This is a genomic window from Bradyrhizobium genosp. SA-3, from assembly GCF_004212635.1.
Lineage (GTDB): Bacteria > Pseudomonadota > Alphaproteobacteria > Rhizobiales > Xanthobacteraceae > Bradyrhizobium.
On the sequence record NZ_PSRT01000001.1, the window covers coordinates 1 to 21,066 of the forward strand.

Genomic DNA, 21,066 nt, shown 5'->3' on the forward strand with positions numbered 1-21,066 from the left:
TGCCAGCCAGCTTTCGGACGGCGCTTCGGCCTGCGTCATCATGAGCGACAAGATCGCGGCGAGGAAGGGCCTCAAGCCGCTCGGCATCTTCCGCGGCTTCGTCGCCGCCGGCGTCGAACCCGACGAGATGGGCGTCGGTCCGGTCGCCGCGATCCCGCGACTGCTCAAGCGCCATGGCCTGAAGATCGACGACATCGATCTCTGGGAGCTGAACGAGGCCTACGCGGTCCAGGTGATCTATTGCCGCGACAAGCTCGGCATTGACCCTGACAAGCTCAACGTCAATGGCGGCTCGATTGCGATCGGCCATCCCTACGGCATGACCGGGGCGCGGCTCACCGGTCACCTCCTGATCGAGGGGCGGCGGCGCAAGGCCAAGTACGGCGTGGTGACCATGTGCATCGGTGGTGGCATGGGCGCGGCGGGACTGTTTGAAATCATCCACTGAGCGGAAACGCGGGAGATCATTCGTGAAGACAGCGATCACTGAACTGTTCGGCATCGAGCATCCGATCATCCAGGGCGGCATGCACTATGTGGGGTTCGCCGAACTCGCCGCGGCGGTATCGAATGCCGGTGGCTTGGGGATCATCACGGGCCTGACGCAACGGACGCCGGAACTGCTGGCCAAGGAGATCGCGCGCTGCCGCGACATGACGGATAAGCCAATCGGGGTGAACCTGACCTTTCTGCCCACCTTCAGCGCGCCGCCCTATCCGGAGTACATCGCAGCGATCAGAGAGGGCGGCGTCAAGATCGTCGAAACCGCCGGGCGCAGCCCCGAACAATACATGCCGGCTCTGAAGGCCGGCGGCATCAAGGTGATCCACAAATGCACCTCCGTGCGTCATTCGCTGAAGGCCGAGCAGATCGGCTGCGATGCCGTCAGCGTCGACGGTTTTGAATGCGGCGGCCATCCGGGCGAGGATGACATGCCAAACATGATCCTGTTGCCGCGTGCGGCCGAGGAACTGAAGATCCCGTTTGTTGCCTCTGGCGGCATGGCGGACGCGCGCAGCCTGGTTGCGGCGCTGGCGATGGGGGCCGCCGGCATGAACATGGGTACGCGCTTCATCGCCACCAAAGAGGCGCCGGTGCATGAGAACGTCAAGAATGCGCTGGTTCAGGCCTCGGAGCTCGATACCCGACTCGTCATGCGCGCGCTCCGCAACACCGAGCGGGTCCTCAACAACAAGGGCGTCGAAGATTTGCTCGAGATCGAGCGAGAGAAAGGTAGAAGCCTCAAGATCGACGACATCCATGACCAGGTGGCGGGCGTCTATCCGAAGGTGATGATCGACGGCGATATGGACGCGGGCGCTTGGAGTTGCGGCATGGTCGTGGGACTCATTCGCGATATTCCGACCGTGAAGGAACTGGTCGACCGTATCATGGCGGATGCCGAGCGACTGATCAGGGGCAGGCTTACGGGATTCCTGGACGCCGACAGCACGGCCGCCCTAAAGGTCGCATGAAGCGACGGCTAGCCGATTGGCACCTCGTAGGGCTTGTCGAGCGCGAAGTGCATCCCTCCAAAGCGGTTGCAAAACCCAGGAGAACGCCGCTTCACCTGATTGCTAAAGCGCCGGTTGCGACGGCGGCTTCACGTTAGCTGCTGGAGCTTCTTCAGCGGATTGAGTTCGCTCGGCTGGCCCTGTTCCTCGCGGCCGCGCTCCGCCTCGGCCTTGCCGTCCTCGTGAAGCTCCTGATCCCCGACGATCTCGCCGACGGCCTGTTTCGCCTTGCCGGCGATCCGCTGCTTAAGACCTTTCACCTTGCCCATGGCAGCCTCCAAGCACACGCCGCTGCCCCGGCGCCAAAGGGGATAAGCGCCGGGGCCTGCGGTTTCGTCCAAAGTGCTTCCGGCAGCAGGGGGCAGATGCCGGAGGCGTGGGTCAGACTCCCTGGCGCGCCGATGGTTCCTCCGCTCATCGCCGTGCGAGCTCGATGATCACGCCTTCATTGCCCCGAAGCAGGATCGATGCGTCCGGCCATGGCTCGCGCGGCCGGTCCAGATGTGTTGACATCAGCAGGCAGCCACGGCCGTGCCAGTGCCATCTCCGCGGCTCGGCGGCGATGTTGAGGGCGACCAGCAATTCGCCCGTGTCTGTCACGCGCTTGAAGGCGAGGACGTCGTTTTGCGATCGCAGCGGCGCGTGGCCGCCTTCGCGAAGACAGGCATGCTCGCGCCGCAGCGCGATCAGCGCGCGAAACAACGCCAGGATGGAGTGTTCGTCCCGTCTCTGCTGCGCCACGTTGGGCGCATCGCGCGGCCCCAGCGGTAGCCATGGGCTGCCTGTGGTGAATCCACCGCTCTCGCTGTCATCCCAGCGCATCGGCGCGCGCTCGGGATCGCGGCAAAGTTCATATCCCGGCACAAGCTTCTCGAAGGGATCGCGAACGCGATCGGCTGGAATGGAGACCCGTTTGCGGCCGATCTCGTCGCCCATGAAGAAAAACGGCGTTCCCCGCAGCGTCATCAACAGCATCGCGAGCACGCGCATCTGCGCCGCACCGATCTTGCTCGCGATCCGCTGCTTGTCGTGCCCGCCAATCACCCAGACCGGCCAAGCGTCCTTGGGAATGGCGTTTAGATAGGCGTCGATGGTCGCCTGGAGCGACAGCGCGTCCCATTGCGAGTCCAGCAGCGCGAAATTCAGCGGCAGGTGCAGGCGCGGTCGATCATTGCCGTAGAAGTGCCCGATCCGGTCGGTCTTGCCCTGAACTTCGCCGCACAATAGCCGGTCCGGATAGCCATCGATCACCTCACGGATGAATTCGATGCACGACATCGTCTCCGGACGGTCGTCGGTAAACGCGGACGTATGGCGTTGCGGCGGCGGCTTGTCCTTGGCTTGCGGGTTTGGTGGATTGTCGCGCAACAGATCGTCCTTGATCAGCACGGCGCTGGCATCGACGCGAAAGCCGTCGACGCCGCGATCGAGCCAGAAGCGCATGGCGTCGGCGATCGCTGCCCTCACGTCTGGATTGCGCCAGTTCAGGTCGGGCTGCTCGACCAGGAAAGAATGGTAATAATATTGCCGCCGCGCGTCACACCACTCCCAGGCGCTACCACCGAAACGGCTCAGCCAGTTATTCGGCGGCCCGCCATTCTCGGCCGGATCGGCCCAGATGTACCAATCGGACTTTGCGCTATGGCGCGAACTGCTGCTCTCGATGAACCAGACGTGGTCGTCGGCGGTGTGATTGGGGACCAAGTCGAGAATGAGCCGGATCCCATCCGCGTGCAGGGCGCTGACGAGGCGATCGAACTCGTCGAGCGTGCCGAAGCCCGGGTCGATTGAACGATAGTCGGAGATATCATAGCCGAGATCGCGAAAGGGACTGCGGTAGATCGGCGTCAGCCACACCGCATCGATGCCGAGCCATTTCAGATAGTCCAGCCGCGACATCAAGCCGGCGAGGTCGCCTTTGCCGTCGCCATTGGAATCCTGGAACGAGATCGGCGCGATTTCATAGATGACTGCGGATTGCCACCACGCGCGTTCGTCACGGGATTCGGTCATTGCCTCGATTTCACCTCGTTGCAGTTGGCCTCTTGATCAAGCTCAGGAAACGGACAGCGATGGCGCAGCTCGTGACCTTGATGATGGCGTCGCGCGGGCCTTGGATTTCCGGGTCGGTGACGCTGTCGCACCACCTCCTTGCCATGCCAAACCAGCGCCATCATCTCGGTCCTCCGCAATCAATCATGTGGCATCTAAATCCAGGCATGAACGATGGTTGCTATGCGGCGCGAAATTCTTCGCACTGCACGGGCCCCGTGCGAGAATAGGAACAGCTAGCCGGTCGAGCGATTGGGCATCATCATCCGAACCCGCGAGGATACGCCCTATGGCCGCCAATCAACTCGCCGTCGTCACCGGCGCCTCAACCGGTATCGGCCGGGAACTTGCCAGGTGCTGCGCCCAAGCAGGTTTCAATCTTGTCATCGCCGCGGACGAGGCCGCGATCGAGGGGGTGGCCGTCGACCTGCGTCGGTTTGGCGGCAGCGTGGAGCCGGTCGAGACCGATCTCGCCACCATCGAGGGCGTCGACAAGCTCTGCGCCGCAGTCGCCGACCGGCCGATCGACGCGCTGCTGGCCAATGCCGGAATTGGCCTCGGCAGGGCCTTCCTCGACCAGGATTTCCAACGCATCAGGCACGTCGTCGATACCAACATCACCGGCACGCTCTACCTGATCCATCGCGCCGGCAATGCGATGCTGCGACGCAACTCTGGGCGCATTCTCATCACGGGCTCGATCGCCGGCCCCGGCAGCTTCGAGGCGGTGTACAACGCCTCCAAAGCTTTTCTCGACTCGTTTTCCTTCGCTCTGCGCGAAGAGCTGCGCGATAGCGGCGTCACCGTCACTTGCCTGATGCCTGGCGCCACCGACACCGAATTCTTCCGCCGCGCCGACATGATGGACACCAGGGTTGGCACCGAGCAGAAGGATGGCGCCTACGAGGTCGCCAAGGCTGGCTTCGATGCAATGCTGCGCGGTGAGGCCGACATCGTCACCGGGCTGAAGAACAAGATCCAGGCGACGGTCGCCACCATCACGCCGAACGAGATGCTGGCCAAGCAGCATCGGAAGCTGGCCGAGCCTGGCACGGCGAAATCGTAGCGCGAGAGTGCGCCAACTCTCGCGGCAGGCCGTAAACGGCGCCTCTCCCTCCGGTGCCAAAAAGCCATAGCAAGCTCCGGGCCCTGGGAGACGTCTTGCAGGGAACGTATTAGCCCCTATGCATTTTCACGGCCCACTTCCGCAATAATCGCCACTGAGCCACGTCCTCGGCCAACGGGAGGACCAGCGCGCCCGCCGCGGTGAGGCTGTAGCCGCTTGGCGATCGCTCGACCAATCGTAACCCAAGGCGTCCTTCCAGTTCGGTCAGGCGCCGCTGGACGGTGGACTGGTTCACTCCCAGATGGCGTGCGGCCGCGAGCGTGCTGCCGTGATGAGCCACCGCCAGCAGGTACTTGAGATCATTCCAGTCGAACATCACAGATCCCCAACGCGCGCAGCCATTCTGCATCCTTGCGGCTCCCTTCCGCAATCGTCTTGACTGCCGCGATTCGCGCTCGACCCTCACAGCGTAACGTAAAGGATCTACATCATTCGCCTTCGAGCGCATTCCTGAGGGAATCGGATGAGCCTTGCGTGCTCTGTGCGGGGCGACCATATGGCTGCTCGTCGACCAAAGCAGTTGGCGGGAATATGCTGTCGTATATTGCGCGAGCTTCCCGAATGAGACGAATTCGCTCGAGCTCGGATTTCGGGACAAATCGAATGACGTCGCCCATGTGCGCTCCCGCTAGGCTGCTTCGTGCGCGCGCCGCCATATCGGAAACGGGTCTGCGAGCTTTGCCCATCGCGCGACGTCCATGGCAGGTTTTCCCGTGACGAGACATGCGTCCAGGCGGGCGCGGATCGCGTCTTCGTCCATGCCGGTGCCGATGAACACGATTTCCTGACGGCGATCGCCGTAGATGCTGCTCCAGTTTTGTCGAAGCTTCTTGCGCCAGAAAGGATCATCCGGCCATCGTTCTGCCGGCACGCTAGCCCACCAAAAACCAAGGGCCTGGGTGCGAATGATCGAACCCGCCTGGCTGAGTTCACCGAGCCATTGCGGCCGTGTCGCGAGCCAGAAGTGCCCCTTGGCGCGAATGACGCCAGGCCAAGGCTCCTTGATGAACCTGTCGAACTTGGCGGGGTCGAACGGTCGGCGCGCGCGATAGACGAAGTTCCTTACGCCGTATTCTTCCGTTTCCGGCACGTGATCGGCAAAGCCGTAGAGCTCCTTGTACCAGAGGGGATGCTGCTGAGCCTTTTCGAAATCGAACCGGCCGGTGTCGAGAATGCGATCGAAAGCGACCCGGCTGTGGTTGGCTTCGATCAGGTCCGCTTCCGGATTGAGGGCGCGGATGATCTTTCGCGCCGCCTCGCGCTGCTCGGGCGAGGCGTCATCAACCTTGTTCAGGACGATCACATCGGCAAATTCGATCTGCTCGACGAGGAGATCGACCAGCGTGCGCTTGTCGTTATCGAGCGCTTCACCGCGTTGCTCCAGAAAATCCTTCGACGAATAGTCCTTGAGCAGGTTCACGGCGTCGACCACGGTCACCATCGTGTCGAGGCGCGCCACGTCGGCGAGGCTTTCGCCGTCTTCGGAGCGAAAATCGAAAGTCGCAGCGACCGGCAGCGGCTCGGAGATGCCCGTCGATTCGATCAGCAAATAATCGAAGCGACCGTGTTCGGCGAGTGCGCGGACCTCCTTCAAGAGATCGTCGCGCAGCGTGCAGCAGATGCAGCCGTTCGTCATCTCGACGAGCTTCTCATCGGTCCGGGATAGATTCGCACCGCCATCGCGAACCAAATCCGCATCGATGTTCACCTCGCTCATGTCGTTGACGATCACCGCCACCTTCAGGCCGTCCCGATTGTTCAAGACGTGGTTCAGCAAAGTGGTCTTTCCAGCCCCGAGGAAGCCGGACAAGACGGTGACGGGGAGTTTCTGCATGGAGATCGAAGAGCCTTTTCAATGGGATAGGACGGCGCTTGGGGCTGGGCATTTCGGCTAGTGAATGTAATGTTATAACATTACATCTCTGAAGCCTGGCCGTCTGTCAAGGCGCTTTGGATCACCGCACGATCGGAACCACCCTGAACGCGCTGGTGCGGTCCGGGTTTAGCATCGAACTCGTCGACGAGTTCGCCCTGTCGACTGAGCAGATCAAGGAGATCCCGGCGCTCGCGGAAGAGCTGGAGCGGCCGAGGAGGCTGCTCGTGTCGTCGAGGCGATCGGGTGCCGATCCCGCCAATTGATCTGCATCATGGCGGCAGACGCGAGGCTTCGCGCTCGTTCTGCGGAGCGGACCGTTCAAGCCGTCCGTATCAACTCCCCTGGCCGGCCTTGGCCGAATAGAGTTCTGCAAAGCGCTCCCGCAGCAGGTTCTTCTGTACCTTGCCCATGGTGTTGCGCGGAAGCGTCTCGACGAAGATGATGCCCTTGGGCTGCTTGAATTTCGCCAGCCGTCGGGACAGCGCCGCGAGAATGGTGCGTTCGTCCACGGACGAGCCCGGCGACCGGACGACGGCAGCCGTGACGCCCTCGCCGAAATCGGCATGCGGCACGCCGACGACGGCACTTTCGGAGACCCCCGGGATGGCGTCGATCTCCGTCTCGATCTCCTTCGGATAGACGTTGAAGCCGCCGGTGATGATGAGATCCTTGCCGCGGCCGACGATGTGCAGATAGCCATTTGCATCGAGCTTGCCGAGGTCGCCGGTGATGAAGAAGCCGTCGCTGCGGAATTCGGCGGCGGTCTTGTCCGGCATGTTCCAGTAGCCGGCGAACACGTTCGGCCCCTTCACTTCGATCATGCCGACCTCGTCCGCGGGCAGCGCCACACCGCTTTCGGGATCGGCGATCCGAACTTCGACCGCGGGCAGGGGGCGACCCACGGAGCCCGGAATGCGCTGGCCGTCATAGGGATTGGAGGCGATCATCCCGGTCTCGGTCATGCCGTAGCGCTCCAGGATCGCGTGTCCGGTCCTCGCCTGCCAGGCGCGGTGAGTCTCGGCAAGGAGCGGCGCCGAGCCGGCGACGAACAGCCTCATGTTGGCGGTCGTGCGCTCGTTCAGCTCCGTGCTCTCGAGCAGGCGTACATAGAAGGTCGGCACGCCCATCAGCACGGTGCTGCGCGCCATCGTCGCCAAAATGCGCTCGGCGTCGAACTTCTGCATGAACAGGATGCGCCCGCGCGCGGCGAACGTGACGTTGCAGGCCACGAAGAGCCCGTGAACGTGGTAGATCGGTAGCGCGTGGATCAGCACGTCCTTGCTGGAATAGCGCCACTCTTCAACCAGCGTCAGGGCGTTCGAGGCCAGATTGCCGTGCGTCAGCATGGCGCCCTTCGAGCGGCCGGTCGTGCCGGAGGTGTAGAGAATGGCGGCGAGGTCGTCATTCCCCCTGGCTACGGTGTCGAATGCAATCGGGAAGTCCGCCGCGGAATCGGCGAGCGAGCCCTTGCCGTGGTGATCGAGCGTCTCGACCCGGCCGCCTGCTTTGGCAGTAATGGCGCGCAGGTCGGCTTCTTCTTTCGGATCGCACACGATCAATGTCGGCTGCGCGTCGCGAACGAAGTACTCGGTCTCGGCCGGTGTATAGGCGGTGTTCAGTGGCAGATAGACGGCACCGGAGCGGAGCGTTGCGAGATAGAGGGCGATGGCCTCGACGGATTTCTCGACCTTGGCAGCGACACGGTGGTTCGGCCCGATGCCGCTCCTGGCGAGGAAGTTCGCAAACTTGCCGCTGAGGGCGGCGAGTTCGGCGTAGCTTAACGTCGCGCCGTCCTCCTTCTCAATGCAGATGGACTGATCGGACTCCGCAGAGGCAAGCAGGCGGTCGTACAGGTTCCAGGTCATGACGAGATCTTCCGTTGGGAATTGGTGTGAGGGCTGGGAACGAGGTCGCGCGACGACAATCTGGCGCGGAGCGCCTTCTTCACCTTGTCGGACGCCACCACGGTGCCGGCTTCCGCAAACGCTTCGTGGTTCGCCTCGATATGGTCGAGCGCGTAGAGATAATTGACCATCAGCCCGTAGGACTGCTTCATGCCCTTGGCCGAAGCATCCCCCAGGAAATTCAGCCGCTCCAGGCGCGCGCCGTTGCCGAGATGGAAGCGGGCGACCGGATCGACCGGCTTGCCTGACGGCAGCTTCGCCTTCAGGAAGTAGTAGGCCGCAAGCGCGGTGATGGCCTCCTTCGCCTGCGCGATGTCGCCGCCGTCATCGAGCGCGGCCAGCGCGCGTCGCGTCTCCTCATCGATCGCGCCGGAGGCCTCTGTCTTGAGTTCGCGCCGCACCCAGCCGGCAAAGCCGGGAACGGGCGACAGCGTGACGAAGGTCTTCAGGTTCGGCAGCTCGCGGGCGAGATCCTGCACCACCTGCTTGATCAGGAAATTGCCGAACGAGACGCCGGCCAGGCCCTTCTGCGTGTTCGAGATCGAGTAGAACACGGCGGTGGTCGCCTCACGCGCGGTAATCGCCTGGCGCGATTTGTCGAGCAATGGGCCGATCGCGCCGGGAATCTCCTTGGTGAGTGCGACCTCGACGAAGATCAGCGGCTCGTCGACCAGCTGCGGATGAAAGAACGCGTAGCAGCGGCGATCCGGCGGCTCGAGCCGGTTGCGTAAGTCCTCCCAGTCCTGGATGGCATGGACGGCCTCATACTTGATGATCTTCTCGAGGATGTTGGCGGACGTCGTCCAATCGATTGGCCGTAGCACGAGGAAGCCTCTGTTGAACCAGGACGAGAACAGATGGACGAAATCGTCGTCGACCGGCTGGAGCTCGGGATGCTCGCGCAGCAGCGAGAGCAGCACCTCCCGCATGCGAACCAGCGACGAAGTGCCGCCGGGCGCCAGATTGAGGCGCCGGATCAACTCCTGCCGGCGCGGCTCGGCTGCGGCATGGAGCGCCTCGAGCTTGCTGCCGTCGCCCCCCTCCTTGCGCTGGTAGGCCGCTATCGCGAGCTCGATCGCGCGACGGTCGGGCCCGAACCGATCGGCGAGCGAGGCGAGGAATTTCAGCTGCTCCGGCTCGCCCGCCTGCTCGAAAGCCGCAAGCAGCGATTGCGCGATCGCAACGCCGGAGGCTTCGCCGCGCCTGGAGAGCAGCGCTTCACCCAGAAGGGCGAGATCGCGACCCTCGCCTGCCTCGCGATCCGGCTTGATGCCCAGAACCGCGCGGCCACGTTGCGTCAAGGTATCGATGAGCCCTTGCAGGAATTCGGGCGCCGTGATGCGTCCGGATCTCGTGTCGTTCAGCATCGTTCATGCCTCCTCGGTTAACGCGACGGGCGCCCATCACCAGGTTGGGCAGCCAGGTGGAGATCGAGGGCGCCAGGCAAAGCAGGACGACCGCGAACGCCATCAGGAGCACGAAGGGCAGCGTCCCCCAGATCACGTCCCGCAACGGGATGTCCGGCGCGATGTTCCTGATGACGAAGATGTTGAGTCCGACCGGCGGATGAATGAGGCCCATCTCCATCACGATCGTCATCACCACGCCGAACCAGATCAGGTCGAAGCCTGCGTCCTTGAGCGGCGGCAGGATGATCGGCGCAGTCATCAGAATGATCGAAACCGGCGGCAGGAAGAAGCCGAGCACGACCACCAGCACCAGGATCGCTGCCAATAGTACCCATCGCGACAGCTGCATCGCGACGATCGCCTGCGCCGCCGCCTGACTGATGTGGAGATAGCTCATCACGTAGGAGTAGAGCAGCGACATGCCGATGATCAGCATCAGCATGGTCGATTCCTTCAGCGTCGATTCCAGGATCGGGCCGAGATCCCGCGGGCGCCACACGCCATAGATCGAGGCGATCAGGACCAGCGCCAGGATGCCGCCGAGGCCCGCGGTTTCCGAAGGCGTGGCATAGCCGCCGTAGAGTGCGATCATGACGCCGCTGAGCAGCACGACGAAGGGGAGCACCCGCGGCAGCGCACCGAATCGCATCGCCATCGTGAAGCGCTCATTCGAAAGGATCGGATGCTGCGCAGGGTCCGCGGCATAAGCGCGCTCTGCCGCGGCGTATTCGGACTTGAATCTCAACACCGCATACGTCGCAAACAGCAGCACCAGGAGAAGGCCCGGGCCGATGCCGGCGAGGAAGAGACGCCCGAGCGACTGCTCCGCCGCGACCGCGTACAGGATCATGGTGATCGAGGGCGGCAGCAGGATGCCCAGCGTGCCGCCGGCTGCGATGACGCCCGCAGCAAAGCCGCCGGAATAGCCGCGCTTGCGCATTTCGGGAATGCCGGCCGAACCGATGGCCGAGCACGTCGCCGGAGATGATCCGGCCATCGCAGCGAACAGCGCGCAGGCGAAGACATTGGCGATGCCGAGCCCACCGGGGATGCGGCCCATCCAGACGTGCAACGCGCTGTAGAGGTCCTGTCCCGCCTTCGACTTGCCGATCGCGGCGCCCTTCAGGATGAAGAGCGGGATCGCCAGCAGCGTGATCGAGGCCATCTCCTCGTACACGTTCTGCGTCACCGTATCGAGCGATGCGGCGGGCATGAAGAAATACATGAAGATGACGGCGACGGCACCGAGCGCCAGCGCGATCGGCATGCCCGAGGCCATCACGGCGAGCGTGGCCCCGCCATACATCAGTCCGACGGCAAACGTGCTCATTTGCTCCTCCATCCGTCGACGCGCGAGGCGAGCTGAAGCGCGATCTGCACCGTCATCAGCGTCATCCCGAGCGACATCATGCTGTAGGGAATCCATAGTGGCGGGGCCCAGGTCGATCCGGACACCTGTCCGTCGACCCATGCCTCGTGGAATAGCGTCCAGGATTTCCAGGCGAAGAAGCAGCAGAACAGCAGGCTCGCCATGTCGACCACGAGCATGCGGATCGCATTGCCGCGCTTCGACAGATAGCCGGTGAGAGCCTCGATGCCGATGTGGCCGCGTCCGGCTTGCACGAACGCGGTCGACAGGAACGTGGCGCCGACCAGCAGGAACACCGCGGCCTCGTCCTGCCAATAGGTTGCCGCGTTGAAGAAGTAGCGCGCAGCCACGCTGTAGCTCAGGATCGTACTCGCGACGATGAGTGCGATCGAGCAGAGGACGACGATCGTCCTGTTGAGCAGGGTCATCGCACGATTGATCCGTCCCACTGTGGAGCCGGGTCGCGCAGCCGTCACGATGACGGAGTGGCCGAGATCGACGCCGTGCGCGCTCATGACCCGGCCTCCATGGCAAGCTTGATCAACCGGGCGCAGTTCTCGTTCTTGTTGGCGTAATCCTTCCAGGCGGTGTCGCGCGCAAGCTCCCGCCACGCCTGAACCGTCTTGTCGTCGAGATCGTGCACGCTCGCGCCGGCGGCCTGGTAGACCTTGGCCACGCGGACGTCATCGTCCATCGCCGCGGTGCGGCCGAACGCTTCCAGCTCAGCGCCGACCGAGACGATGATGTCGCGCTCCTCGCTCGAAAGCCGGTCGAACACCGCCTTCGACATCACGAGCGGCTCGAGCATGAACCAGTAGCTCTTGGCCCGGCCGGTCGTCAGATGCTTGGCGAGCTCCTCCAGACGGAACGAGGTCAGGCTGGTGGAGGAGGTGAGGGCGGCATCGCAGGCGCCGGTCTGCATCGCCGCATAGAGTTCGTTGGAGGGGAGCGACAGCACCGAGGCGCCGGCGGCCTGGAGCACGAGATCCATCTCGCGCGAGCCGCCGCGGATCTTCATGCCCTTGGCATCCGCGACCTCGACCAGCGGTCGCGCACGGCTGGCGACGCCGCCCGCCTGCCAGATCCAGGTGACGATGACGATGCCTTTGGCGGCGAGAAACTTGCTGAACTCCTGGCCGATCGGCTTGTTCTTCCAGCCGAGCCCTTCGTCGTAACCGGTGACGAGGCCCGGCATCAGGCCGATGTTCAGTTCGGGAAGATCTCCGCCGGCGTAGGAGATCGGAATGAGGCTCATGTCGAGCGCGCCTTTGCGCATCGCCGAGACCTGTGCGTTGGTCTTCATCAGCGACGAGCCCGGATAGATCTCGGCGGTCATCGCGCCCTTGCTGCGCTCCTGGATCAGGGCCGCGAAACGCCGGCAGAGCCGGTCGCGGAAATCGCCCTCGGTCGCCGTGCCGCCCGGAAACTGGTGCGAGATCTTCAGGGCCGTGGCCGCGCGCGCTTCCCCGAACCGCAGCAGCGCCGGGGCCGCGATTCCCAAGGCCAGGGCTTGGCGTCTTGAAATCCTCATTCCATACCTCCCGTTGCTAGATTGCATTTTTTATTTCTAATCTTGCATACAATTAATATATGAACTGCATGCTGTTTGTTTTGTCAAGTATATGGTATGGAATTGTGGGATCAGGTGTATGCAATGAGCCAGGCCTTCAGACTTAAGCAGTCGATCGAAGACGCTGTAATTGCAGGAGAATTCCTGCCGGGCGATCGCCTGGACGAGGCCTCGCTGGCGGAGCGATTCGGGGTGTCGCGCACCCCCATCCGGGAGGCGCTGCTTCAGCTCGGCGCCGAGGGCTTCATCGATGTTCGCCCGCGCCGCGGCGCGATCGTCAGCGTCCCGTCACCGACCAGGCTGTTCGAGATGTTCGAAACGATGGCGGAGATCGAAAGTGCTTGCGGACGCCTGGCCGCGCGTCGGCTGACCCCGGAGAACGATGCGGCAATGGAGACTGCTCATCGCGCCTGCGAGATTGCCGCGCGCGAAGGCGACAGCGAGCAGTACTACGCTGACAACCGCAATTTTCACGAAGCGATCTACCGCGCGAGCCGCAACAGTTTTCTCGCTGATCAAGCCTTTGCTCTGCACAAGCGGCTGAGCGCCTATCGCCGTATCCAGCTTCGTGCGCGCAACCGCCTGCTGCAATCGCTCCAGGAGCACGCCGGGATTCTCGAAGCGATCCGCGCCGGCGATGAGCAACTCGCGGCAACGCGACTTCACGACCATGTTCTGGTCCAGGGTGAGCGGTTCTCGGACATGGTGCTTGGCCTTGCCGCAGATCGACGATCCGACACGACCGGAAGCAGGAGCGGAACGGCGAAGTAGAGGCTGCGTCAGCGCCAGCGAGAGCGTTGCTCTCGCCGTAGCCGTAGGTCACTCCATTCAGGGTGTCCGCGCCGTGCTGCCGGTCGTGCCGCCAGCGAAGAATGCCAGGAGATGTTGAGAGGCATAGGTCGAATTCTCATCCGGCAACCAATGCCCGGTACGTGGCGCAACATCTCCGCGCACATTCGTGGCGAGTTCCTTCGCCATCTCCGTTTCGGCCCAGCCGTTGCTCTTCTCGCCGGCCAAGGCGAGGACGGGCATCGGGAGCTTCTTCTGCATGAATTGCTTGAAGTGCCGTTCATCCTCGGGAAAAGCCCGATAGAGCTCAAACCCTGCCCGAAGGCCACCGGGGGCCGCATAGGCATGCGCATAGACCGCGATGTCTTCGTCAGCAACAGGCGCTGCGAGCCTCTTCTTGTAGAAATCCGAGATGTAGGCTTGCTCGTGACCGCTCACGAGGAAGCCCGAATGCTGCTTCGCCGAAACTCCCCGCTTCAGATCTTCCTCATCAGCGAATGTCGGCGGTACGACGCTCGCCAGTTGCTCTTCGCATGTAGGCGTGCGGACTGGATCCCATTTCCGTCCGGAATGCGTAGACGAACGCGGATGCGGATCCGTAGCCCAGTTGCATCGCGGTCTCCGTGACTCCCGTGCCGCCGCTCAACAGCTCGATGGCGCGCAGCAGCCGCACCCGTCGCCGCCATGATCGCAGGCTCGAACCCATTTCCGCTTCGAACTGGCGCGTCAGTGTACGTGACGACATGCCGAGCGCCTTGGCCCAATCATCCGAACTTCGGGAATCGGCTGGATCGACGTAGAGCGCTTCGCAAAGGCGCAGCAGGCGTTCGCCGCGCGGCCACGGCAATCCCGCCGTCAGCGCGCGAGCCCTGCCGAGCTGATCGAGAATGAGTGTCGCGACACGATCGGGGTAGCCGTCGGTATCCTGGCTTCCTTCGATGGCTGCGGCCTCGACGATCAACGCCTTCAGCAGGGGAGACACGGCGAGCACTGTCGGAGCCGATGGCAGATTGCTCCCGGCGTCGACGGCAATCCACAGGCTGCGAAACTCGGCGCCGAGAAGGGAGCCCACCCGATGGCGAACGTCGCGCGGCAGCCAGACGGCCTGTTCGGGCGAGATGACGAAGGAACGATTCTCCGCGGTCACCATCAGCACGCCGTCGATGGCGTAGACCACCTGGTGCCAGTCATGCGCGTGCTCCGGAAATTCGTGCCGCGCCGGGATCGACTGGGCGCGCATGGTGATGGGGCGCGGTGGCAAGGCATCCGGCGGAGCCGATAACGGGGTCCAGGTCATGTCGTTTCCCGATTGGCCGATATTCTATATAAATTGGCAAAACGTCGAAAGACAGCCGCTTTTCGCTCTGCTAGCGCTCCAGTTCAGGGCCGGCCACACCACGGACTTCGTTCGCCGGACCGTCTCGTCCCTCGTATCAGGAGCGGAGCATGGCCGAGTGCGATAGCCGGGGCCTGCCGATGTCGACAGATTCGCCGAAAGCCGCCGGTCAATATCGCGCCGGCATCGATCTGCTTCTGTCGGCGTGGCCGGGCGCAGATGAGGCGCTGCGGCAGGCCGCGGAGCACGATCCACATTTCGCGCTGGCGCACGCCGCCCTCGCACGTCTGCACGCGATCAAGGCCGAGCCCGCGGAGGCGCGCGCAAGGACCGCGATTGCACAGGAAATCGTCGCGCGAAACGGCTCGCCGCGTGAGATTAGCCATGTGGCGGTCCTCGCGCTCGCGGTGACTGGCCAATCCGTCAAGGCGTTGGAGAGCGCGCTCGCGCATCTGGACGCGTGGCCGCGCGACGTCCTGATCCTCTCTCTGCCGCTCGGCGCGTTCGGCCTGTTCGCGTTCTCGGGGATGATCGGTCACGACCAGGCGCGCGTGGATCTCTGCGAACGCGTGGCGGATCGCTACGACGCGGATGACTGGTGGTTCCTGACCTATCGCGGCTGGTCACATGCCGAGAACGGATCGGTCTCGAGAGGTCGCGACCTCGCGCAACGTGGTCTCGAACGGCGTCGTGCCAACGCGAATGCTGCGCATGCGGTCGCGCATGCGATGTTCGAGCAGGGGGCCAAGGACGAAGCCGAAACGCTGCTCGAAGGCTGGTTGCCGGAATATGATCGGGCAGGAATGCTTTACGGTCATCTGGCCTGGCACGCGGCGCTCTCGGCGCTGGAGCGCGACGATCCGCAACACACCCTGGCGATCTACTCCAAATACGTTCGACCTTCGGCCTCCCTCGGTCTGCCGATCAACGTCGTGAGCGACACGGTTTCCTTGTTGTGGAGACTGCAGGCGTATGGCCATGAGGTGCCGTCCGGCATGTGGGAGGAGGTCGAGAGCTACGCCGGATCCCGCTATCCGAATCCCGGTCTCGCATTCGTCGAAGTACACATGGCCTTGTTGGCCGCCGCGACCGGAAAACACGCCGATGCGGCCGACCGCATCAAGGCGAATGCGCAACGTGTCGCGGACGGCGCCCTGCCGGCTGGCCCCGTCGTGGCGGCCATCGGCCGGGCGGCACTCGCGTTCGCGAACACTGACTACGCCGAATGCATGCGGATTCTCGAGCCCGTGGCCGCAGACGTCGCGCGGGTCGGCGGCAGCGGCGCCCAGAGGGAAATCATCGAAGACATGTTGTTGCTCGCTTTCATGCGAAGCGGCGATTCCGCCAAGGCACGCGATCTGCTCAATCGCCGCCTTCACCGCCGTCCGTCGCAGCGCGATGCGCGTTGGCGCGGCCAAATCGAGGTCTGAATGTCAGAAGTTGCCGTGCAAGGGCGGGTGGAGGCTCCGCCCGCGTTCCGTTTCGAGCGCAGCAATGTCGCAAGGCTCGCCGTCGCGCAGGCACTGGCCGGCGCGAATTCGACGATCGTCTACGCCACCGGCGCCGTGATCGGCGACATGCTGGCGCCGACCAAGGCGCTGGCAACTCTCCCGATCTCGATCTTCGTGGTCGGGATGGCCGCCTGCACCTTGCCCGCTGGAGCGGTCGCGCAACGTTACGGGCGACGCGCGACCTTCATGATCGGCACCGGCTGCGGTGTCCTCTCCGGTCTGATTGGATCGCTCGCGATTCTATACGCCTCGTTCGGCTTGTTCTGTGCGGCAACGTTTCTCGGCGGTATCTACGCCGCGGTGGTGCTGTCCTTTCGCTTCGCTGCCGCCGATTGTGCGGCGCCGGAGCGGCGGCCGCGCGCGCTATCGGCGGTGATGGCAGGCGGTGTCTTTGCCGGCGTGATCGGGCCGCAACTCGTCACGTATACGATGGGTCTGTGGCCGCCCCATCTCTTCGCGGCCACCTATCTGGCACAAGGCGCGGTCGCCGCGATCTCCTTATCGGTTCTCGCCGGGGTCCGTCTGCCGATGCCGATCGCGGCCGACAGGGGCAGAGGCCGTCCTCTTTCCGTGATCGCGCGCCAGCCGCGTTTCATTGCCGCGGTGGTCTGCGGTGTCGTCTCCTATCTGCTGATGAACTTCCTGATGACGGCGGCGCCGCTCGCGATGAAGTTCTGCAATCTGTCGCAGGAGTCTGCCAATCTTGGTCTGCAATGGCATGTGATCGCCATGTATGGACCGAGCTTCTGGACCGGCAGGTTGATCACCCGGTTCGGCGCATCGAGGGTGGTGGCGACCGGGCTGCTGCTCACCGCCGCCTCTTCGGCCGTCGGTCTGTTCGGCATTCAGGTCGGGCACTTCTGGGCGACGCTGATCCTGCTCGGCGTCGGCTGGAATTTTGGTTTCGTCGGAGCTTCCGCGATGGTCCTGGAGTGCCATCGCGCGGAGGAGAAGGCGCGCGTCCAGTCGCTGAACGACTTCATCGTGTTCGGCACGATGACTTTCGGCTCGTTCCTGTCGGGTGGACTGCTCTCCGCCTACGGCTGGAATACGGTCCTATGGGTCTCGTTTCCGCCTCTGTTCTTGGCCGCAGCCGCGCTGGCGCTGGCAGCTCCGCGATCGCGCTGCGGCGATGCAGCGTCGTGATATGCTCGAGCGCGCCGCGGAGGCCGTCGCACCGATGCGGTCCGGCCAGGCCCATTTCAGAATGGTGTTGACCATGAGGGAGAAGAGCCATGCGCATCAATGATAACTTGACGGTTCCGGTGATCGTCCAGGCCGGGCAGCTGCCGTGGACCCAAAGCCCGGCGGCGGGTGTCGACCGGCGCATGCTGTTCCGCATCGGCGACGAGGTCGCGCGCGCCACCTCGATCGTGCGGTACGCCCCACACAGCGCGTTTCCGCGCCATACGCATGGCGGCGGCGAAGAGATCGTCGTTCTCGATGGCGTCTTTCAGGACGAGCATGGCGATTACCCTGCGGGCAGCTACTTCCGCAATCCGCCCGGGACCTCGCATGTCCCTGCATCGGAGGCTGGCTGCACGATCTTCGTGCGCCTTTGGCAGTTCCGGGATGGCGATCGCGACCAGATCGTACGACGGCCCGCGGAAGGTCGTCAGCGCGAGCCGCGATCGGGGGCGGCGAGCGCGCTCGAACTGTTCGACGACGGATTTGAGAACGTGCGTTTCGAGAGCTGGATGCCGGGCAGTTCCGTCACGGTCGAGAATGCACGCGGGCTCGAAATGCTCGTTCTCGCCGGGAGCTTGTCGATCGGTGATCAGACGCTGCTCCCGCAAGGCTGGGTCCGCTTGCCGGCCGGACAGCCCCTGCGTGCCGTCTGCGGTGCGGACGGCGCGAACGTCTGGCTGAAGGACGCTCCCCTGCTGCATCCGGACATCTGCCAGATGCCGTGAGCGCGAGGTGATCCGCACGTCCTGGAAGGCCCGATCGACAGATGCCGGGCCGCGATGACAACGCGGCGATTGATTTTGCAAGACGATCGGTCTAATAAATCGCCATGAGAGCGATTTCGCCGTCAGCCGAACCACGTCGCCGTGGCCGTCCGCCCAAGGACCAGACACGGCCAGACGCGCCGCGCGCACGGCTGCTGCGTACCGGCGTTGCGATCCTGACCGAGAAGGGCTTCAGTGCCGTCGGGGTCGAGGAGATCCTGGACGCCGCGGAGGTGCCAAAAGGCTCATTTTACCACTACTTCGACAGCAAGGAGGCCTTTGGTCTCGCACTGATCGACGCCTATGCCGACTATTTCGCGCGCAAGCTGGACCGATGGTTCGACGACACCGAGCGTGCTCCGCTCGACTGTCTGCGTGATTTCATCGCGGACGCGCGCTCGGGCATGGCGAGACATCGCTACCGGCGCGGCTGCCTCGTCGGCAATCTCGGACAGGAGATGGGTGTTCTGCCCGAGCCGTTCCGGAAACGCCTCGTCGCCGTGTTCCGGGATTGGGAAGCGCGGACGGCCCGTTGCCTGCAGTCGGCGCAAGAGGCAGGCGAGATGTCCAGCGAGCTCGACTGCGAGGATCTCGCGCAGTTCTTCTGGATCGGCTGGGAGGGCGCGGTGTTGCGCGCCAAGCTCGAACGGCGCCCGGACGCTCTCGACGTCTTCGCCGAAGGCTTTCTTGCGATGATCCAGGCGAAAGGTGAGGGGCGATGACTGTCGTGCCAATCTCCAACGAGGAGCCAAACTCATGACCGAAACACGCGCCGTCAGCCGCTTCCCTGTCCCCGATCTCGCCGATATGCCGGACGATATCCGCAGCCGCATCCTGGCCGTGCAGGAGAAGTCCGGATTCATTCCGAATGTCTTTCTCGTGCTCGCGCACCGGCCGGAGGAGTTTCGCGCGTTCTTTGCCTATCACGATGCGCTGATGGACAAGCCCGGCAATCTGACCAAGGCCGAGCGCGAGATGATCGTCGTTGCGACCAGCAACCTCAATCAGTGCCAGTACTGTGTGGTGGCGCATGGCGCGATCTTGAGAATCCGTGCCAAGGACCCGCTGATTGCCGATCAGGTCGCCGTCAACTACCGCAAGGCCGACATCACCGATCGTCAGAAGGCGATGCTGGATTTCGCCGTTCGGGTCTCGACCGAGGCGCACAAGACGTCTGAAAGCGACTTCGCGACGCTGAAGGCGCACGGATTCACCGAAGAGGACATCTGGGACATCGCGGCGATCTCGGCCTTTTTCGGCCTGTCGAACCGGCTCGCGAACGTGACGAGCATGCGTCCGAATGCCGAATTCTATGCCATGGGCCGCTGAGAGAAGGAGCGACGCCATGGAGCTGTCATCCCGGCAATTGGCTTTGAAGGAAAGAGCCGCCGCCTTCTCGAACGGGCTGCTGCGCAAGCGCGGCGCCGAGATCGATCAATCGCGCGAGTATCCCTTCGACGTTGTCGAGGCGCTGAAAGCCGAGCGCTTCATGGGCATGACGATCCCGAAGGAATATGGCGGGCAGGGCCAGAGCTTCCTCGACACCGTGCTGGTGATCGAGGAGATGGCGCGCGCGTGCACGGTCTCGGCGCGCATCGTCGTCGAGGCCAATATGGGCGCGATCTCCACCGTCATGGCCTACGGCACCGATGCACAGCGCAGGCGCGCTGCCGATCTCGTCCTGGCGGGCGACAAGCCGGCCATCTGTATTACGGAGCCGGACGCGGGCAGCGATGCGAGCGGCATGAAGACCCGGGCCGACAAGCGCGGCAATCGCTACGTGCTCAACGGCAGCAAGCATTGGATCACCGGCGCCGGCGTGTCGCGCCTGCACCTGATCTTCGCGCGGGTCTTCGATGAGAGCGGTGAGGAGCTTGGCGTCGGCGGCTTCCTCGCCGTGCGCGGCGAGGCCGAAGGGCTGCGCATCGGCAAGCGCGAAACGACGATGGGGCTCTGCGGCATGCCCGAGGGCGAGCTCGTGTTCGAGGATCTGGAGATCTCGCCGGAGATGGTGCTGCTGCCTCCGTCGGGCTTCAAGCGCGGCTTTGCCGACCTCATCAATGCCTACAACAGCCAGCGTGTCGGCGCGGGTACTGTCGCGATGGGGATCGCTGCGGGTGCGCTGGAGCACGCCGTCGAATGGGTCAAGACACGCGAGCAGTTCGGGCGCCCGATCGGCGAATTCCAGGGGCTGCAATGGATGCTCGCCGACATGCAGACGCAGCTCACCGCATCGCGCTTGATGCTGCATGCAGCCGCCGCGTCGCGAGGCCCAGGCGGCAGCGCATTTCCCGATCCGACCCTCGCAGCCCAGGCGAAGATCTTCGCGTCCGAGGCGGCGATCAAGATCGTCAACGATGCACTTCAGATGTTCGGGGCCCGCGGCTATTCGCGCGACTTTCCGCTCGAGCGCATGGCGCGCGACGTGCGCATGTTCACGATCGGCGGCGGCACGGCGCAGGTGCTGCGCACGCTCGTCGCGAGCAAGGTTCTGGGCTGGAAGCTGCCGCAGACCCGTCATTGAGCAGGGTCATCCAGACTGCTTCAGCCAGTTCTGGGCTCGGCTCGCGGTCGGCTTGCGTCTGCGATCACTAGCTCGCGTCATCATGGCCGCTTCAGCGGCCCTGACGCGCCGACGCAGCTCTAACAGTTCGCAAT

Annotated in this window: 21 protein-coding genes and 2 pseudogenes; 11 read left to right on the forward strand and 12 right to left on the reverse strand. The window is 63.8% G+C overall.

Going from position 1 to position 21,066, the window contains the following annotated elements; all coding sequences use genetic code 11:
• A pseudogene (locus tag CWO91_RS00005) lies at positions 1 to 448 on the forward strand (acetyl-CoA C-acyltransferase); the annotation flags it as partial.
• Positions 449 to 470: 22 nt separating this feature from the next.
• Positions 471 to 1,475: an NAD(P)H-dependent flavin oxidoreductase gene (locus tag CWO91_RS00010; protein ID WP_130211693.1), complete on the forward strand. Its 1,005-nt coding sequence runs from the start codon at positions 471 to 473 to the stop codon at positions 1,473 to 1,475.
• 128 nt (positions 1,476 to 1,603) lie between these two features.
• Here the strand turns inward: CWO91_RS00010 and CWO91_RS00015 are convergent, their stop codons facing one another.
• Together CWO91_RS00015 and CWO91_RS00020 are read right to left on the reverse strand one after the other, a co-directional pair.
• Positions 1,604 to 1,783, reverse strand: coding sequence for a CsbD family protein (locus CWO91_RS00015; protein WP_130211694.1), 180 nt, complete (start codon positions 1,781 to 1,783; stop codon positions 1,604 to 1,606).
• 145 nt (positions 1,784 to 1,928) lie between these two features.
• Positions 1,929 to 3,527, reverse strand: coding sequence for an alpha-amylase family glycosyl hydrolase (locus tag CWO91_RS00020; RefSeq protein WP_130211695.1), 1,599 nt, complete (start codon positions 3,525 to 3,527; stop codon positions 1,929 to 1,931).
• A 328-nt stretch (positions 3,528 to 3,855) separates the two neighbouring features.
• Here CWO91_RS00020 and CWO91_RS00025 point away from each other — a divergent pair, with 328 nt between their 5' ends.
• Positions 3,856 to 4,632, forward strand: a complete 777-nt coding sequence (locus CWO91_RS00025) for an SDR family NAD(P)-dependent oxidoreductase (protein WP_130211696.1) — start codon at positions 3,856 to 3,858, stop codon at positions 4,630 to 4,632.
• Between the two features lie 109 nt (positions 4,633 to 4,741).
• Here the strand turns inward: CWO91_RS00025 and CWO91_RS42585 are convergent, their stop codons facing one another.
• From CWO91_RS42585 to zigA, 3 genes are all read right to left on the reverse strand, one after another.
• Entirely contained in the window at positions 4,742 to 5,008 is a 267-nt protein-coding gene (locus CWO91_RS42585; protein WP_165405149.1) for a helix-turn-helix domain-containing protein, read from the reverse strand.
• A 112-nt stretch (positions 5,009 to 5,120) separates the two neighbouring features.
• Positions 5,121 to 5,309 carry a hypothetical protein gene (locus tag CWO91_RS43940; protein ID WP_130211698.1) on the reverse strand — a complete coding sequence of 63 codons (189 nt, stop codon included), beginning with the start codon at positions 5,307 to 5,309 and terminating at the stop codon, positions 5,121 to 5,123.
• A gap of 11 nt (positions 5,310 to 5,320) precedes the next feature.
• Positions 5,321 to 6,526 (reverse strand): zinc metallochaperone GTPase ZigA, encoded by a 1,206-nt coding sequence (gene zigA / locus CWO91_RS00040; RefSeq protein ID WP_130211699.1) that lies wholly within the window; start codon positions 6,524 to 6,526, stop codon positions 5,321 to 5,323.
• 116 nt (positions 6,527 to 6,642) lie between these two features.
• On the opposite strand from zigA, the gene CWO91_RS00045 reads away from it, so the two are divergent.
• The gene (locus CWO91_RS00045; RefSeq protein WP_130211700.1) at positions 6,643 to 6,831 is read left to right on the forward strand and encodes a hypothetical protein; all 189 of its coding nucleotides are present in this window, start codon (positions 6,643 to 6,645) and stop codon (positions 6,829 to 6,831) included.
• 69 nt (positions 6,832 to 6,900) lie between these two features.
• On the opposite strand, the gene CWO91_RS00050 is transcribed toward CWO91_RS00045, so the two are convergent.
• From CWO91_RS00050 to dctP, 5 genes and pseudogenes are all read right to left on the reverse strand, one after another.
• Positions 6,901 to 8,433, reverse strand: coding sequence for a malonate--CoA ligase (locus tag CWO91_RS00050; RefSeq protein WP_130211701.1), 1,533 nt, complete (start codon positions 8,431 to 8,433; stop codon positions 6,901 to 6,903).
• A complete protein-coding gene (locus tag CWO91_RS00055; protein ID WP_130211702.1) occupies positions 8,430 to 9,839 on the reverse strand; it encodes a malonyl-CoA decarboxylase in 1,410 nt (469 codons plus the stop codon). Before CWO91_RS00055 ends, CWO91_RS00050 begins: the two co-directional genes overlap by 4 nt.
• A 31-nt stretch (positions 9,840 to 9,870) precedes the next feature.
• Positions 9,871 to 11,211, reverse strand: a pseudogene (locus CWO91_RS00060) (TRAP transporter large permease); the annotation flags it as partial.
• Positions 11,208 to 11,765 (reverse strand): TRAP transporter small permease, encoded by a 558-nt coding sequence (locus CWO91_RS00065; RefSeq protein WP_130211703.1) that lies wholly within the window; start codon positions 11,763 to 11,765, stop codon positions 11,208 to 11,210. The pseudogene CWO91_RS00060 and the gene CWO91_RS00065, both read right to left, overlap by 4 nt.
• Positions 11,762 to 12,781: a TRAP transporter substrate-binding protein DctP gene (dctP, locus tag CWO91_RS00070; protein ID WP_130211704.1), complete on the reverse strand. Its 1,020-nt coding sequence runs from the start codon at positions 12,779 to 12,781 to the stop codon at positions 11,762 to 11,764. Before dctP ends, CWO91_RS00065 begins: the two co-directional genes overlap by 4 nt.
• A gap of 123 nt (positions 12,782 to 12,904) precedes the next feature.
• Between dctP and CWO91_RS00075 the strand changes: the two genes are divergently transcribed.
• Positions 12,905 to 13,591 (forward strand): GntR family transcriptional regulator, encoded by a 687-nt coding sequence (locus CWO91_RS00075; RefSeq protein ID WP_130211705.1) that lies wholly within the window; start codon positions 12,905 to 12,907, stop codon positions 13,589 to 13,591.
• 57 nt (positions 13,592 to 13,648) lie between these two features.
• Here CWO91_RS00075 and CWO91_RS00080 read toward each other — a convergent pair whose 3' ends face one another.
• Both CWO91_RS00080 and CWO91_RS00085 read right to left on the reverse strand, forming a co-directional pair.
• Positions 13,649 to 14,047 (reverse strand): alpha/beta fold hydrolase, encoded by a 399-nt coding sequence (locus CWO91_RS00080; protein ID WP_130211706.1) that lies wholly within the window; start codon positions 14,045 to 14,047, stop codon positions 13,649 to 13,651.
• 52 nt (positions 14,048 to 14,099) lie between these two features.
• Positions 14,100 to 14,849, reverse strand: a complete 750-nt coding sequence (locus tag CWO91_RS00085; RefSeq protein ID WP_245471078.1) for an AraC family transcriptional regulator — start codon at positions 14,847 to 14,849, stop codon at positions 14,100 to 14,102.
• Between the two features lie 206 nt (positions 14,850 to 15,055).
• On the opposite strand from CWO91_RS00085, the gene CWO91_RS00090 reads away from it, so the two are divergent.
• The 6 genes from CWO91_RS00090 (at position 15,056) to acdA (ending at position 20,932) form a co-directional block, all read left to right on the forward strand.
• A complete protein-coding gene (locus tag CWO91_RS00090; RefSeq protein ID WP_130211708.1) occupies positions 15,056 to 16,375 on the forward strand; it encodes a tetratricopeptide repeat protein in 1,320 nt (439 codons plus the stop codon).
• Complete coding sequence (locus CWO91_RS00095; RefSeq protein ID WP_130211709.1) at positions 16,376 to 17,602, forward strand: MFS transporter; 1,227 nt, start codon at positions 16,376 to 16,378, stop codon at positions 17,600 to 17,602.
• Positions 17,603 to 17,691: 89 nt separating this feature from the next.
• Positions 17,692 to 18,369: a cupin domain-containing protein gene (locus tag CWO91_RS00100; protein WP_130211710.1), complete on the forward strand. Its 678-nt coding sequence runs from the start codon at positions 17,692 to 17,694 to the stop codon at positions 18,367 to 18,369.
• 104 nt (positions 18,370 to 18,473) lie between these two features.
• Positions 18,474 to 19,130, forward strand: coding sequence for an acrylate utilization transcriptional regulator AcuR (gene acuR / locus CWO91_RS00105; RefSeq protein WP_130211711.1), 657 nt, complete (start codon positions 18,474 to 18,476; stop codon positions 19,128 to 19,130).
• 34 nt (positions 19,131 to 19,164) lie between these two features.
• Positions 19,165 to 19,737, forward strand: coding sequence for a peroxidase-related enzyme (locus CWO91_RS00110; protein ID WP_130211712.1), 573 nt, complete (start codon positions 19,165 to 19,167; stop codon positions 19,735 to 19,737).
• A 16-nt stretch (positions 19,738 to 19,753) separates the two neighbouring features.
• Positions 19,754 to 20,932: a 3-sulfinopropanoyl-CoA desulfinase gene (acdA, locus tag CWO91_RS00115; protein ID WP_130211713.1), complete on the forward strand. Its 1,179-nt coding sequence runs from the start codon at positions 19,754 to 19,756 to the stop codon at positions 20,930 to 20,932.
• Positions 20,933 to 21,066: the final 134 nt, after the last annotated feature.

Bases quoted from the DNA above. Each gene is read 5' to 3' on its own strand.
- CWO91_RS00015 (WP_130211694.1), bottom strand. From the start codon at position 1,783: ATGGGCAAGGTGAAAGGTCTTAAGCAGCGGATCGCCGGCAAGGCGAAA.
- CWO91_RS00020 (WP_130211695.1), bottom strand. From the start codon at position 3,527: ATGACCGAATCCCGTGACGAACGCGCGTGGTGGCAATCCGCAGTCATC.
- CWO91_RS00025 (WP_130211696.1), top strand. From the start codon at position 3,856: ATGGCCGCCAATCAACTCGCCGTCGTCACCGGCGCCTCAACCGGTATC.
- CWO91_RS42585 (WP_165405149.1), bottom strand. From the start codon at position 5,008: ATGTTCGACTGGAATGATCTCAAGTACCTGCTGGCGGTGGCTCATCAC.
- CWO91_RS43940 (WP_130211698.1), bottom strand. From the start codon at position 5,309: ATGGGCGACGTCATTCGATTTGTCCCGAAATCCGAGCTCGAGCGAATT.
- zigA (WP_130211699.1), bottom strand. From the start codon at position 6,526: ATGCAGAAACTCCCCGTCACCGTCTTGTCCGGCTTCCTCGGGGCTGGA.
- CWO91_RS00050 (WP_130211701.1), bottom strand. From the start codon at position 8,433: ATGACCTGGAACCTGTACGACCGCCTGCTTGCCTCTGCGGAGTCCGAT.
- CWO91_RS00055 (WP_130211702.1), bottom strand. From the start codon at position 9,839: ATGCTGAACGACACGAGATCCGGACGCATCACGGCGCCCGAATTCCTG.
- CWO91_RS00065 (WP_130211703.1), bottom strand. From the start codon at position 11,765: ATGAGCGCGCACGGCGTCGATCTCGGCCACTCCGTCATCGTGACGGCT.
- dctP (WP_130211704.1), bottom strand. From the start codon at position 12,781: ATGAGGATTTCAAGACGCCAAGCCCTGGCCTTGGGAATCGCGGCCCCG.
- CWO91_RS00075 (WP_130211705.1), top strand. From the start codon at position 12,905: ATGAGCCAGGCCTTCAGACTTAAGCAGTCGATCGAAGACGCTGTAATT.
- CWO91_RS00085 (WP_245471078.1), bottom strand. From the start codon at position 14,849: ATGCGCGCCCAGTCGATCCCGGCGCGGCACGAATTTCCGGAGCACGCG.
- CWO91_RS00090 (WP_130211708.1), top strand. From the start codon at position 15,056: ATGGCCGAGTGCGATAGCCGGGGCCTGCCGATGTCGACAGATTCGCCG.
- CWO91_RS00095 (WP_130211709.1), top strand. From the start codon at position 16,376: ATGTCAGAAGTTGCCGTGCAAGGGCGGGTGGAGGCTCCGCCCGCGTTC.
- CWO91_RS00100 (WP_130211710.1), top strand. From the start codon at position 17,692: ATGCGCATCAATGATAACTTGACGGTTCCGGTGATCGTCCAGGCCGGG.
- acuR (WP_130211711.1), top strand. From the start codon at position 18,474: ATGAGAGCGATTTCGCCGTCAGCCGAACCACGTCGCCGTGGCCGTCCG.
- CWO91_RS00110 (WP_130211712.1), top strand. From the start codon at position 19,165: ATGACCGAAACACGCGCCGTCAGCCGCTTCCCTGTCCCCGATCTCGCC.
- acdA (WP_130211713.1), top strand. From the start codon at position 19,754: ATGGAGCTGTCATCCCGGCAATTGGCTTTGAAGGAAAGAGCCGCCGCC.